Below are 14,622 nucleotides of genomic sequence, written 5' to 3'. Positions count from 1 at the left end.
AAAAATGGATATAGACAAAAAAAGAAAAAAAGAAATAAAAATGATAAGCAATATGATTGACTTATATTGTAAGAAGAACCAGAAATCAATAGAGGACTTGAGTGATTATAAAGAATTAAAAAATTATGCTATTAAAAAGATAAATTCTTGTCCATTTATGGAAACAAAGACTTTTTGCTCTAATTGTAATGTTCATTGTTATAAACCGGATATGCGTAAAAAAATCTGTGAAGTTATGAGGTTTTCTGGGCCACGAATGATTTTTTATCATCCAATTATGACTATTCATCATATAATTTTAAGCAAAAAAAGAAAGAAGTAGAGGTGAATATGAAATTTAAAAAGACAATTTTTATAATTTTAGGTTTAATTAGCTTGGGATTAGGGGCAATAGGAGCGATATTGCCGATGTTACCGACAGTTCCTTTTTTAATGTTATCTGCAATTTGTTTTAGTAAAAGTTCTGAAAAATTAGATAGATGGTTCAAAAGAACTAAACTCTACAAAAATAACTTGGAAACATTTGCGAATGGGGAAGGAATGACTTTGAAAGTTAAAATACGTATTATGCTAACGGTAACTATACTAATGGCGATTGGATTTTTCACAATGTTTCGTAAAAAACTATACATACCTTGTATAATATTAGCTTGTGTGTGGTTGCTCCATATACTTTATTTTTGCTTCGGAGTTAAAAGATATTCTAAATCATAAGTTTTATACAAATACAATTAATATCACTTTATAAATGCCAAAGCTCCTTGATTAATAAAAAAATATTGGGGTATAAATAATCTGTAAGAAATTTTATAGGGGGTAATATTAATGGCCAAATTAACAGAAACAGTTCAATCTGGAGATTGGAAAGCTGAAAAACACGTTCCAGTTATTCATATTGATAAAAAAGACGACGGATTCAAAGTATGCGCAATAGTTGGTGAAGAAATCGAACACCCAAACACATTCGAACACCACATTGCATGGATTAAAGTATTCTTCCAACCAGAAGGAGAAAAATTCCCAGTAGAAGTAGCTTCTTACCAAGCATCAGCTCACGGTGAAGGCGAAGTGTTCACTAAACCACACGTTGACGCTTATGTAAAATCTAATAAACCAGGTAAAGTATTCGCATTAAGTTATTGCAATATCCACGGTTTATGGGAAAGCGCTGAAGAAGTAAAATAGTTTGATATAATGAGGACTCTTATGTGGAGTCCTTTTTTTCGTGGGTAAAATTAGATACACACAAATTCAAAAATGTATTTTAATTCAAAAAGAGTTAGCTCTGAAATTATATGAGTCCAACAATACATTATAATAATAAAAAGATATTTGGAGTTTGGTTTGAAAAAATTTTGATTGTAGATTAAAAAAATATTTCCTATTTTAAAGCAAACAGAAACGATTACATACTTATGTGGGATTTGAAAATCATTGTTAAAAATCGTCTCATAATTTATTTATAGATTTTTATTTAACATTATATTTTGAATTTATGAGCAGTGAATACCAATCCATTATATTGAAAAAACACTGATTCTGTGATATAAATATAATAAGACTAAGTATGGCTAAAAATAAAAAGAAAAAATAAAAAAATTAAGGAAGTGGTATTATGCGACATTCAGTCAGAAAAGAAATCAAACGTTTTATTTGTTTTATTATGACGATGATAATGGTGTTGACTTCAATGCCAGTACACTTATTGGCAGCAGGAGTCGATTATAATAATTTGTCGAACAATAAAACTGAGATTGTGAACAACAAATTGCCTGTAGAGGTTGCAAAAACAGAAAAAGGTAAGACGGCAGCGGATTTAATAAAAAATCCTGATCAGGCAAAAATCTACACGCTACGCACGGATTATAAGGTACCCAAAAATGGTGAAAACAAAATCAACTATCAACCTTATGTTGCAAGCGTAGGAGAAAATGCAACAGAAGCTGAAAAAGCTAAGGTGAACAAGGATATTAATCTTCCTGATTTAAAGGGATATGTAAAGCCACAAAATTCATACAATATTAATTTTAAAGATATTGTAGACAAAGCGAAAAATCCAGAACAAGGTGGATTTAATTTTGTGGGAACGCAAGAATTTGTATATGGTAAAAAGCAAAGTTCTGTAAAAATTGTACACAAATTTCAAAATTTAGAAGATTTTAATAAGTATGAAGAAAATCCAAAGGTTGTGCCGACACAACAAACAGGTTATACAGGTTCTGTATTGGAAGTAAACCCAATTAGAGACAGCAGAATTGACGGGTTTGAACCTGAAGCAGATGTTCTTCCAGTTTTAGTTCCTGAAGATACAAGTCAATTCGAAGTGGAGTTTCGTTACAATCGCAAAACTTATGAAGTAAACTTTAAAACAGACGGAGGATCTTCCATTCCAACAAGACTTGTGTATTTTGAACAAACTATTCCAACTGTTAAACAACCTACAAGAGTGGGATCAAAATTCATGGGATGGAAACCATCTGTTGATTTAAAGGACGAAAAAGGAAATACATTCAAAGCTAACGAACCAATGAAGGATTCTTCTGGCGATGCCATTATGGATTTTTTGAAGGCTAATGTCAAAATGCCAGCAACTGATGTGACATTTACGGCAGTTTGGGATGAGGAAGAAAAGGCTGACTATGTAATTCAATTTTGGACTGAAAAGCCTGATTACAACGACAAAGACGACAAGCTACCTTTGCGTGATCGATACGATTTTATTGGAGCAAGAAGAATAGATAATGCTGACACAGGTTCCACACCAAATCTTACTGATTTGGATATCCACGGCATCACCTTCCCGGACTTAAATGACGGACGATTGGAAAAGGCACAAGATAATAAAGAAGAATTTGAAAGATATTACTTTTTAAATGAAGACTTGACTAAGAAGCAAAATGCAACTGAAAAAGACCCTAATGTTCAAAAATCTGTATCCTCAACGGGCGAAACGGTCTACAATGTCTACTACGACCGCAGAGTCTACACCCTTTACTTTACAGCTGCGAGTGGAGAGGCATTTGATATTGTAGGTAGCTTCTGGCCGATTATAACAAGAGAAGGAAAAGTCATAGGGAAAGAAGGATCTCCTTATAAAGTAGATGTTCGCTTCAACCAAAGCTTGGATAAAATATGGCCAAAGGATGCAGAAGTTTCAAATCTTCCGACTTCTGATGGTAGTGAAGAAGGAGACACTGGCCTAATAGGCTGGACAATTAACAATAACGCGGGTGAACAAGCTTATCGCGATACTCCACCTTATCGTTTAAGTGCAGAAGATTTTATCGACAGTCAAGATGTAGTGGGAACAGGAGAGTTTGAGGGATTTGGTCACTCAGATCAAATACCTATAAAGGATGGAGAAAATAAGAAAAGAGATAAATATGAGATTTCCATTGGATCGACATCCTATGAACAATCTGTTGTCCATCACATTGATATTATAAAGGACGATTTCGATGGCAAGGAACAAATCGATTATGACATGTCCTATTGGAAGAGCGATACGAGTGCAGCTGGACCTAATGGGTATCCCTTCGGTTTGCCTCATCTTCAAGGTTTTACCCTTAAAGAAGATACAAGGACGGCAGAATGGATAGGACTAGAAAAAGGTCGTGTTGGAACTTGGGACGCACGTAAAACTTTTGATGAATTAAATAAAGAGAGAAATAAGAAAACGCCTTTTAGAAGTGACGCCGACAAGATCGAATACATCGATAAATTTCCTTGGGGCACAAAATCCTTTAATGGGGCAAATGCCTACAATTATGCAAACTACACTCGCAACAAGTACAAGTTAAAACTAAACAACGATCCCAAGACAGTAAAAAATGACAGCGAATATGGTGCTGGCAATATTTTAGATGTGCCTTATGAAAAACCACTAAAGGATTTGAAATTAGACACAGCCCATGTGCCCGAAAGACCGGATTGGGTACCGGATGATTGGACATTTAGGGGTTGGGCACTGGATCCCGCTGGTGAGAACCTCATTAAAAATGGAAAAGAAACCAAACTTCATTATGATCAAGTTCTCTACGCTAAGTGGACAGAACCCGACAAGCCATGGAAGATAACTGTAGACCCAAATCAAGGAACGCTAAGAGATATCAAAGCAGATGAATTGACTAAGGATAGAGTTACTGTAGATAAAGATGGAAAACCTACAGAATATCCTATAAAAGAAAACAATGAAGCTAACAAGCAAGTTTTCACGGTTAATAATTTGCAACAATTAAAAAATCTTCCAAAACCAACACGTAAAGGATATGACTTCTTGGGTTGGGAATGGGTTAGATACAAAGAAGACGGAACTGTTGATGACTCGTACACTAAAACTTATCATGTTCCAGAAAGATATCCATTCGGAAATGATGTCGTAAGCAATGTTTATTTGAAAGCTATTTGGGTTGAAAATAATCGTGTGGATGTCGAAGTATATCACCATTTTATAGATAAAGATGGCAATGAAATAAAAGATGCTTATCACCCTAAGAAACAAATATTACGCGATACTAGAGCTAACCAATACGTATCGGCCAGTGCGATTTATCAGGATGAAGATTGGACATTAATGCCTCATGAAGAGTTAGAAAAAATATCAAATGAAGACATTAAGAAACAATACGAAGAATACAACGCAATAGTAAAGTTCAACAATACAGATATGCAAATTATCAGAGTTGAACCAGAAAAAATTCTTCAAGATGGCAAGTCTGTGGATAATCCAGAAGCCAAGAACAATGTATTCCACTTCTACTACAGACATTTCAGAACTCGTGATTACAAAGTAAATTATGTTGACGAAAGAGGGAAAGCTGAGATAGAAGCTGAGAAAGATCCTGCTAAGAAGAAGGAATTAATAGAAAAATACAGCGTTATTGCCCAAGAACAAGTTCAAAGCAAAAACCGTCACTACGACGCAAGAAACTACAGACAAATTCCGGGCTGGGTTTTGGCTAGTGATCCACAACAACAACTTTTCTACGACGTAGATGAAAAGACTGGTGAGTTCAAAGGAATCAATGGAACAGGATCCGATGAGATAACATTCTACTACAAAGACGTAAGAGTAATAGAAGTTCCTGGAAATGAAGAACCTCCAGAAGGTTACGTCAGAGTAACATTCAAAGCTGACGAAGGTGGATCCTTTGGTAAAGATGAAAAAGGTAACGACATAAAAGTTATTCACTACGATGTAATCAAAGGAATTAAATCAGATTTACTTCAAGTACCACAAGAATTAAAAGATGGTGAAACTGCTGAAACAAGCAAGTATTATGTAACACCGGATGCAGGACGAAGATTTAAAGAATGGGACAAACAAAAACTTTTAAACAATAACACAATTATCGATAGGGGATATACTTTTACAGCTTACTTTGAATGGTCAGATGTAAAGATTGATACTTTAGTTGTTACAGAATCTAACAAGGAACATAATAATAACTTTGCTCCAACTACTGACCAATTAAATAAACAAGTTCACTGGTACAAGAATGGCAAAGAAGAATCATTGCCAAAAGGATCAGAAATTATATTTGATGCAGATATCGATAATAAGATTTACGAACAAGTTAAGGAACTAAATAAAAATGACACTACAGAACTTGTAAGAGAAATTAAAGTTCCGGCAGAGATAAAATTTGCAGATAATTCTGTTCAAAAAATTGAAATTCCTGTCAAAATATACAAAAATGTTTACGAAGCTTTGACATCAGGAGAAATGCCAAAAGTTTTAAAGGATGCAACTACAGCACCTAATGGAGACTTAGTGAATGTAACTGGTGAATATAAGAAAGTTACGGTAAATCCAAGTGGAAAACCTAACGACAAAGATAGCAAGATTTATTATGTTAACCCAAAAGCTTGGGTAGATATTCCTGAGATAGAATTAACAGATGAAGAAAAAGCAAATTTAGGATTCACAAATTGGTCAGCAGACAAAAAAGCACAAAATGAAGACCAAACAGATAATGGGGTATATAATTTCGGCAAACGTCACATGTTTACTGAGGACACAGTAATATCACCGGGATTTGCTAAGGATGTAGTAGAACAAAAAGAAGGCGAAGATAAGCCAAAAGTTCCAGATAACTTCGTAAAAGTTATAGTTAAGACAACAGACAAGGCTACAAGTGAAACAGCTTTCGAAAAAACATTCTGGGTTAACCCTACTAAGGAAGTTACAATCCCAGTAGATAATCCAATTGGAAAGACTGTTGATAAAACAGAAACTGAAGAAGCTAAGGCCTATACTTTCAAGGATTGGAAATCAAATGAAGAAACTTCAAGAACTTGGGCAAATGAAATTAAGGGACAATTTACAAAAGAAACAGTAATTAAAGCTGAATATACTGATGTACAAAACATCATTCATTACGATCCAGAAGAGCCAATCACAAGACCTGAAGGATATGTAAGAGTTAAGTTTGCAGCAGAAGAGGGACTTACTTTATCAAATGTAAACTATTACTATGTGAAGAAAAATGCTGGAATAAAACTTGGCAACCAAACAATAGTTAAACCAACTGTGGATTCAAAAACTGGATATAAGTTTGAAAAGTGGGATACAGAAGACACATTTGAAATCACAGATGCTGATATTTTAGTAACTGCAAAGGCAACAAAACTTGATAATGTTATTCCTGAAAAAGATGACAAGGGTAATCCAAATGAAAAGCCAGCAGGCTACAATGAAGTTACATTTGTTATAAAAGATGATGACAAAGACAAGGGTTCAATTACTGGCGTTGCAAAATTCTTCGTAAATCCAACAGAATATGTAACAATTAACCCACCAGCAACAAATGCAAACACAGGCTTTGAATTTGGTGCTTGGGATAAGGACACTACAATCCCAACAGTTTATGACAAAGACACAACAATCACTGCAAGCTTTAACGGATTGAAAGATGTTGTTCCAAAAACAAAAGATGATGATTCTGAAAAACCAGCTGGATATAAGACAGTAACATTTGTAATTGATCCAGCGACAGGTGGAAAGATTGCAGATGGCGAAATTACAGTTTACTATGTAAATCCAGCTAAAGAAGTAACAGTTCCACAACCAAAGACAAAAGCTGAAACAGGCTATGTCTTTGAAAAATGGGATCAAGATACTACAACAGCTAAGAAGTATACAGCTGATACAACAGTTAAAGGTAATTTCAAAAAGCTTGAAGACATTATTCCTTCAACTGATGGCAACGGAACACCAAATGCAAAACCAGAAGGATATGTTACAGTAACATTTGAAAAGGGTGAACATGGAACAGAAATAAAAGGACAAACTGTTTACTATGTAAATCCAGATGCTAATCCAGCTAAAATCTTAGGTGATAAGCTAATAGTAAAACCAACAGTAAAAGCCGATACTGGATATAAATTTACTAAGTGGGATTTTGCTGATACAAAAGAAATCATAAGCGATATAACAGTTACTGCGCAATATGACAAGTTAGATGATGTAATTCCAAAGACAAAAGATGACGATTCAGAAAAACCAGAAGGATATATCACAGTAACATTTAGCGCAGAAAAAAATGGAAAACTTACAGGAACTAGCGTTTATTATGTAAATCCAAATAAAGCGGTTGTATTAGAAGACAAGGCACCAAAAGTTACACCAAATACAGGATTTGACTTCGCTGGATGGGATACTCAAATTGAAAGAGCTATCCAATACAATGACAATGATGTAATAAAAGCTAAGTATAATGTAAAAGGCGATGTGATTCCACAAGAAAAACAAGATGGCTCTGATAAGCCAGACGGATATTTAACAGTAACTTTTGACAAAGGTGAACATGGAAAAGATATAACAGGTAAAACTGTTTATTATGTAAATCCAAATAAAGAAGTCACAGTACCAGTACCAACAGTTACACCTAACACAGGCTGGAAGCAAAAAGATGGCAAAGATGCTTGGGATAAAGCTTTAACTCAAACATTTACTAAAGACACTACAATTACAGCACAATATACTCCTTTAGAAAATATAATTCCAGGAGATCAAACAAAACCAGATGGTTATGTTACAGTAACATTTGTAGCTGATGAAAATGGCACTTTGGAAGGAACTACAGTTTACTATGTAAATCCAAACGTAGAAGTAAGCTTAACTAATCAAGCAAATGCCATTACTAAAAATCCAAACGTAGGTTACACAGCAGATGGTGGAGCTTGGATAAATGATAAGAGCAAAAAGATAATCGATACTTTCAAGGAAGATACAACATTCAAGTTCACATTCAAAAAACTAGACGATGTAATACCAGCAGGAGATAATGTAGAACAACCTAAGGGATACGTGAAAGTTGAATTCACATCTGATGACAATGGTAGCCTTGAAGGTGGAGATAAAACTTATTATGTAAATCCATCTAAGAAAGTTAAAGTAGGTTCAGAAAATCTTCCGATTCCTACACCAAAACCAAATGACAACTATACATTTGTTAAATGGTTAGAAAATATCGATAAGAATGAAGAAATCATAACTGACAAGAAATATGTAGCAACTTTCAAGATTAATAAAGTTACTATGACTTATAAAGCTGATGATAAAACTTCAGGAACAGTTCCAAAAGAACTATCTTATGATGTAGGTACAGAAATTACTTTGGCTGGTGGAAATGATCTTAAAAAAGATAATTTCGTATTAGAAGGATGGAAGATAAAAGATAAGATTTACAAACCGGGAGAAACATTCACTATTAATGAAAACACAACGGCAGAAGCTATTTGGAATGCAGATACTCATACAGTTGAATTTAATACAGATGGTGGAACTCATATTCCATCACAAAAAGTAAAACACAATGAGTTAATCACACAAGTTAACAATCCTGAAAAACAAAATTACACGTTCATTGGATGGAAAGTCGATGGAAAAGATTTTGATCCAGCAACAGAAAAAATCACAAAAGATATTACACTTGTTGCGCAATATGTAAAAGATGTAATTCCACAAACAGGAACAGAAAAACCAAAGGACGTTCCTAACAACTTTGTTGAAGTGAAATTTGTTCCTACGGATAAGGCGACTGATTCTACTGCTCAAATATTCTGGGTAAATCCAGATAAGGAAGTTACAATTCCAGTATCAAATCCAACAGGAAAACAACACTTCACATTTAAAGAATGGAAGATTGGCGAAAAAGCTGACGGAGATGTTTATAAGCCAAGCACTCCAAAGAAATTTGAAACAGCTACAACAATCACTGCAACTTATACAGAAGCTGAAAATATAATTCCTTACGATCCACAAGAGCCAATCACAAGACCTAAAGGATATGTAAGAGTAACATTCGAAGCAGATGAAGGTCTTACTTTATCAGATGTAAAATACTACTATGTAAAGAAGAATTCAGGTGTAATTTTAGAAAAACTTGCAAAACCAAACGTAGAAGCAAAAATTGGATTTGAATTCAAGAATTGGGACAAGGACGATTCACTTGAAATAAAAGACAAAGACGTTGTTGTAAAAGCACAATCAACTCCAATTGATGATGTTATTGAAGGAAAACCAGGTGTAGAAAAACCAGACGGATATGTAGAAGTTAAGTTTGTAGCGGGAGATAATGGAACTGTCGCAGAAACAACATACTACGTAAATCCAACTAAGTATGTAAAATTGACACCACCAACAACAAAACCTAACACGGGATTTGAATTTGGAGGATGGAGTCAAAATGCAGAAATTCCTACTCAATACACTGAAGAACTTACAACAATAACTGCAAACTTTAACCAAGTTGATTCAGTAATTCCAAAAACTGAAGACGATCAACAAAAGCCTGACGGATATGTAACTGTTAACTTCGTAATCAAAGGCGAAGGTGGACAAATAGTAGATGGAGAAACTATCACATACTTTGTAAATCCAAATGAAGAAGTAACAATTTCTCAACCAAATACAAAAGCTGAAATAGGCTATGAATTTGAAGCTTGGGATATTGATACAACGACAAAGGCTAAGTATACAGTTGACACAACAGTTACAGGAAACTTCAGAAAGTTAGATGATATTATTCCTTCAACTGATAAAGATGGTAATCCAAACGCACAACCTGAAGGATATGTAACAGTAATATTTGACAAGGGAGCTAATGGTAACTTAACTGGACAAACTGTATATTATGTAAATCCAAATGCTAACAAGACATTAAAAGATTTACAAAAACCAACAGTAACACCAGAAACTGGATATCAATTTAAAGCTTGGGATACAAAAGATGACTTTGCAATAAAAGCAGATAAAACAGTTACTGCACAATATGACAAGTTAGCTGATGTAATTCCAAAGACAAAAGATGACGATTCAGAAAAACCATCTGGATATATTAAGGTGACATTCGACACAACAGAAAAAGGAAAGATAAAAGATTCAACTGTAACAACAAAAGTTTTGTTTGTAAATCCAAATGTTGCAGTCGTATTGAAAGGATTTGCTCCAGAAGTTGTGGCAAATAAAGGATATGAGTTTGAAAGATGGGATACTTCGATTGAAAAAGCTATCCAATACAATGATGGAGATACAATCAAGGCTATCTACAAGGATGATAAAACTCCGGGAACAACACCAGGAACAAACCCTGATAAGCCAGACGACAAACCAAATCCAGATAAACCAGGTGACAAGCCGGGCGACAAACCAGGCGACCAACCGGGAGATAAACCGGGAGATAAACCAGGTGACAAGCCAGGCGACCAACCAGGAGACAAACCAAATCCAGATAAACCAGGTGACAAGCCAGGCGACCAACCAGGAGACAAACCAAATCCAGATAAACCAGGTGATAAGCCAGGCGACAAACCAGGAACAACACCAGGCACAAATCCTGGAACACCGGGAGAAAATCCAGGAGCAATTCCAGGAACAGAACCAGGAAAACCTGAAAAACATGATAACAGATACGTTGAACGTGTTGCTGGTAAGGACAGAGTTCACACAGCGATCAACACTTCTAAGAGATTCTTCAACAAGTCAAAATATGTAATCATTGCCGATTCAGGAAATTATCCTGACGCGTTGACTGCAACTGTTTTGGCTCACGTATTGGATGCTCCAATATTGTTGAACAACACAAGATATCTAGAAGATGATGTTGCAAAAGAAATTGTAAGATTGGGAGCTAGTGAAGTTATTATCGTTGGTGGTCACAAATCCATTTCTGAAAATGTTAAATCACAATTAGCAAAATACGATCAAAACAAAGTTCAAAGAATTTGGGGTCGTGATAGATATGTAACTTCATCAGAATTAGCTTACGAAATCCAAAGATTAACTGGCAAAGTTAACAAAGCCATCATTGCATCTGGAGAAAATTTCCCTGACGCATTGGCAACAGCACCTCTTGGTTCAAAAGAAATCGCACCAATTCTATTGGTTACAAGAAATCAAATGGACAAGAAGGTAAGCAAGGCTCTTAAAGATTTGAACATTAAGAGAGTTTACGTTGCAGGTGGACAAAATTCAGTATCCAAGAAATTGGAAGCTCAATTGCCACAAGTAATCAGAAGATTTAGCGGACAAGACAGATATGAAACTGCAATTTTAGTTGCAAGTTACACATATCCAGAATCTAAGGAAGTATTTGTAGCATCGGGAGAAGTATTCCCTGACGCATTGGTAATCGGACCTGTATGTGCAAGAAGAAAAGCACCAATACTTTTATCAAAATCAACACCAGTAAAAGTAACTGATGATTATATCGAAAAATCTAAGATAGAATATCTATATATAATCGGTGGTACGAATACAATTTATGCTGAAACAGCACACAAATACGCCATAGAAGATTAAAAAAATATTTTTAGCCGGGCACTTAGTGTCCGGTTTTTTATTTGGTAAAATTAGATACACACAAATTCATATTGCAAACACATCTTGTGTTATAATACTTGTAAAATATCAAACAAAGGTGATTAAATGATTGACGGATTTTACGATAGATATATGTACACTCCGATGCCCGAAATGCACAACGAAATGATTCCCGTAACTGTGGGCTGTTCTTATGGCAAATGCATCTATTGTGATTTGAATGTAGGCAAGAAATTCAAGGTTTTTGACATTGAAGATGTGAAAAATTATATTAGAAATAGGAAAGAATTTTACGAAGACAAAAGGTTTACTCCGAAAAAGTTCACGCTTTTGGAGGGTAACGCTTTGTGTTTGAAGAATGATTATTTGACGGAGATTTTGAAAGAAATCAAAAAGAATTTCCCAAGTATGAAGTACGTGTCGTGTTTTTCCAGAAGTGATGATATTCTCAGAAAAACTGACGATGAATTGTTGGAACTTAAAAATCTGGGGCTTGATCGTATTTGCATTGGGATTGAGTCGGGAAGCGATTGGGTGCTTTCTTACCATAAAAAAGGCGTCACATCACAAGAACAATTGACGGCACTTCACAGACTCGATAATCTGGGAATAAAATATTCCACATACATTATGCTTGGGCTTGGCGGAGAAGCACATTCACGTGAACATATAATGAAGACTGCAGAGTTTCTGAACAAGGTGAATCCGTTTGAAATTGTGGTTGTGAATTTGGTTTTGTTCAAGAATGCAAAGCTTGTGGAAAACGTGAGAAATCATGATTTCAAAAGAGTGTCCATCAGACAGCAAATCCAAGAGGAGATAATGCTTGTGGAAAATTTGAACATAAGATGCGTCTACAACGGAACTCACAAGACTAAGGCAGTGGCTGTGACATCTGTAATTCCAGACAAAAAGGATGAAATTATCGCTGTTTTGAAGCAAAGACTAGAAGATGATGACAAGGAAATGAACAAAAAAGAACGTAAAAAGTGGAATAGATGGGATGAGGGTTAATGGATATTGAAAAAATCAAAGAACAAACTGGAATAAATAAGGTGATTTTTAAAAAGGAAGTTACATCGACAAACGACGAGATTTTAAATCATCAGCAAGATGATACGTTGATGGTCGCATTTTCACAATCAAAAGGCAAGGGACGCTACGGAAGGAAGTTCTTCTCGCCTGAAAATGGATTGTATTTTTCATATTTGTTGAATGAAGAAATGACATTCCAACAATCGCAATTCATCACACCAATTATGGGAATTGCCGTAAGCTATGCAATTGACGAAATTTTCGGCGTGAATACGTCGATTAAATGGGTCAATGATATTCTACTTGACGGTAAGAAAATCTGCGGCATACTCACAGAATGTAAAGTTGAGAAAAATGTCTGCTTGGATATCGTGGCTGGTGTTGGAATTAACGTCTACCAAACGGATTTTCCAGAAGATATCAAAGATACGGCTGGATTTATCGAAGAAAAAAACGACTCAGATAAAAGAGAAGATTTGGTTATTAAAATAATGCAGAATTTCCTAGAATTTTGGAGCGAGGATAGGGATAGTTTGGTTGAAAAATATCGAAAGAAAGCCACGTTTATTGGTAATGAAATCAAAGTACACAAAAACGGAGAATATGTTCCAGCTACTGCAATGAATATCAATGACGATTTTAGCTTGAAAGTAAAATACAACGACGGAACAATTGAAGATTTAAATATAGGAGAGATTTTTTTGTAAAATCTCTTTTTTATTTGTACACACTACTACGGTGTTCAAACGAGATGGCTATTATCAAAAGTTCATCGTCTCTGATTTCTGTGATTAATCGGTAATTTCCAATTCTATATCGCCAAAAGCCGGACTTATCCCCGACCAATGCTTTTCCATGAACTCTAGGATTTTCGGTGTTCAGAAGATTTTTTTCAATCCATTTTTTGAGCATGATTTTGACGCTGTTATCTAGTTTTTGGATTTGTTTTATAGCTTTCTTTTCATATTTTAATTTGTAGACCATTATTCTTCAATACCTATTTCCTTCCAAGCTTCATCGTGATCGACTAATTCGATTTTTTTGTTTTTCTTGGATTCTTCGTATTCTTTTACTACTTGAATGTCGTACTCATCGGATAATTTTTCGAGGGCTAAAGTTTTAATCATAGTTGAAAGTCCCACACCGTGAGTGTCGGCAATATTATTCAACGCATTTATTTCATTTTCATTAAATCTTACGCTTATTACACGAGACATTTTATCCTCCTTTTATTTTTCAAAAATGTATTACATTTGTATTACAAATTTATTATATCAAAATTTTACAAAAAAATCTCTTTTTTTTATTGACAAACTAAAAATAAAATGATATTATCATATTAACAAATGAACAAGTATTCATATGTTCATATAAAGGATGTGATAGATATAGATAAATTCAACGATGAAAAATGTGAAGTAACGCTAATTCACGAGGATAATGTGAAAAAAGCTATCAATGAGCTTCCAGATGACGAATTGATCGTCGATTTGTCCGATATGTTCAAAATTTTCGGAGATCAAACAAGGGTGAAGATTTTGATGGCGTTGGAAAGCGGAGAGTTGTGCGTGTGCGACATTGCAGCTGTGATGAATATGAGCCAATCTGCAATTAGCCACCAATTGAGAGTGTTGAAACAAAGCAACATTGTGAAGACTAGACGTCAAGGAAAAGTTGTGTATTATTCGATTTCGGATGATCATGTGAAAGAAATCTTCGACATTGCGATGGTACACGTGCAAGAATAACGACAATAATTT

At 34.8% G+C, this 14,622-nt stretch carries 9 protein-coding genes; 7 read left to right on the top strand and 2 right to left on the bottom strand.

The window, feature by feature from the left end; all coding sequences use genetic code 11:
- Positions 1 to 4 precede the first annotated feature (4 nt).
- The 6 genes from ACU68U_RS02675 (at position 5) to ACU68U_RS02650 (ending at position 13,569) form a co-directional block, all read left to right on the top strand.
- Entirely contained in the window at positions 5 to 322 is a 318-nt protein-coding gene (locus ACU68U_RS02675) for a nitrous oxide-stimulated promoter family protein (protein WP_278726300.1), read from the top strand.
- 8 nt (positions 323 to 330) lie between these two features.
- A complete protein-coding gene (locus tag ACU68U_RS02670; protein ID WP_446762693.1) occupies positions 331 to 714 on the top strand; it encodes a YbaN family protein in 384 nt (127 codons plus the stop codon).
- Between the two features lie 111 nt (positions 715 to 825).
- On the top strand, positions 826 to 1,185 hold the full coding sequence (locus ACU68U_RS02665; protein WP_446762692.1) for a desulfoferrodoxin family protein: 360 nt from the start codon (positions 826 to 828) through the stop codon (positions 1,183 to 1,185).
- A 430-nt stretch (positions 1,186 to 1,615) separates the two neighbouring features.
- The gene (locus ACU68U_RS02660; protein WP_446762691.1) at positions 1,616 to 11,806 is read left to right on the top strand and encodes a cell wall-binding repeat-containing protein; all 10,191 of its coding nucleotides are present in this window, start codon (positions 1,616 to 1,618) and stop codon (positions 11,804 to 11,806) included.
- 126 nt (positions 11,807 to 11,932) lie between these two features.
- Positions 11,933 to 12,841, top strand: a complete 909-nt coding sequence (locus tag ACU68U_RS02655; protein WP_446762690.1) for a radical SAM protein — start codon at positions 11,933 to 11,935, stop codon at positions 12,839 to 12,841.
- Complete coding sequence (locus ACU68U_RS02650; RefSeq protein WP_446762689.1) at positions 12,841 to 13,569, top strand: biotin--[acetyl-CoA-carboxylase] ligase; 729 nt, start codon at positions 12,841 to 12,843, stop codon at positions 13,567 to 13,569. The genes ACU68U_RS02655 and ACU68U_RS02650 overlap by 1 nt, the downstream gene beginning before the upstream one ends.
- A gap of 10 nt (positions 13,570 to 13,579) precedes the next feature.
- Here ACU68U_RS02650 and ACU68U_RS02645 read toward each other — a convergent pair whose 3' ends face one another.
- Entirely contained in the window at positions 13,580 to 13,846 is a 267-nt protein-coding gene (locus ACU68U_RS02645; RefSeq protein WP_227906095.1) for a type II toxin-antitoxin system RelE family toxin, read from the bottom strand.
- Positions 13,846 to 14,079, bottom strand: coding sequence for a type II toxin-antitoxin system RelB family antitoxin (gene relB, locus ACU68U_RS02640; RefSeq protein WP_316513247.1), 234 nt, complete (start codon positions 14,077 to 14,079; stop codon positions 13,846 to 13,848). Before relB ends, ACU68U_RS02645 begins: the two co-directional genes overlap by 1 nt.
- Before the next feature lie 129 nt (positions 14,080 to 14,208).
- Between relB and ACU68U_RS02635 the strand changes: the two genes are divergently transcribed.
- Positions 14,209 to 14,610, top strand: a complete 402-nt coding sequence (locus tag ACU68U_RS02635; RefSeq protein ID WP_002835881.1) for an ArsR/SmtB family transcription factor — start codon at positions 14,209 to 14,211, stop codon at positions 14,608 to 14,610.
- Positions 14,611 to 14,622 lie beyond the last annotated feature (12 nt).

The sequence above is a fragment of the Finegoldia sp. P3-F-LR genome (genome assembly GCF_052932165.1).
The sequence above is the reverse complement of the archived record's forward strand: the minus strand, read 5'-3'. Positions and strand labels throughout refer to the sequence as shown.

Coding starts and splice junctions, on each gene's coding strand:
- ACU68U_RS02675 (WP_278726300.1), top strand. CDS start 5: ATGGATATAGACAAAAAAAGAAAAAAAGAAATAAAAATGATAAGCAAT.
- ACU68U_RS02670 (WP_446762693.1), top strand. CDS start 331: ATGAAATTTAAAAAGACAATTTTTATAATTTTAGGTTTAATTAGCTTG.
- ACU68U_RS02665 (WP_446762692.1), top strand. CDS start 826: ATGGCCAAATTAACAGAAACAGTTCAATCTGGAGATTGGAAAGCTGAA.
- ACU68U_RS02660 (WP_446762691.1), top strand. CDS start 1,616: ATGCGACATTCAGTCAGAAAAGAAATCAAACGTTTTATTTGTTTTATT.
- ACU68U_RS02655 (WP_446762690.1), top strand. CDS start 11,933: ATGATTGACGGATTTTACGATAGATATATGTACACTCCGATGCCCGAA.
- ACU68U_RS02650 (WP_446762689.1), top strand. CDS start 12,841: ATGGATATTGAAAAAATCAAAGAACAAACTGGAATAAATAAGGTGATT.
- ACU68U_RS02645 (WP_227906095.1), bottom strand. CDS start 13,846: ATGGTCTACAAATTAAAATATGAAAAGAAAGCTATAAAACAAATCCAA.
- relB (WP_316513247.1), bottom strand. CDS start 14,079: ATGTCTCGTGTAATAAGCGTAAGATTTAATGAAAATGAAATAAATGCG.
- ACU68U_RS02635 (WP_002835881.1), top strand. CDS start 14,209: ATGAACAAGTATTCATATGTTCATATAAAGGATGTGATAGATATAGAT.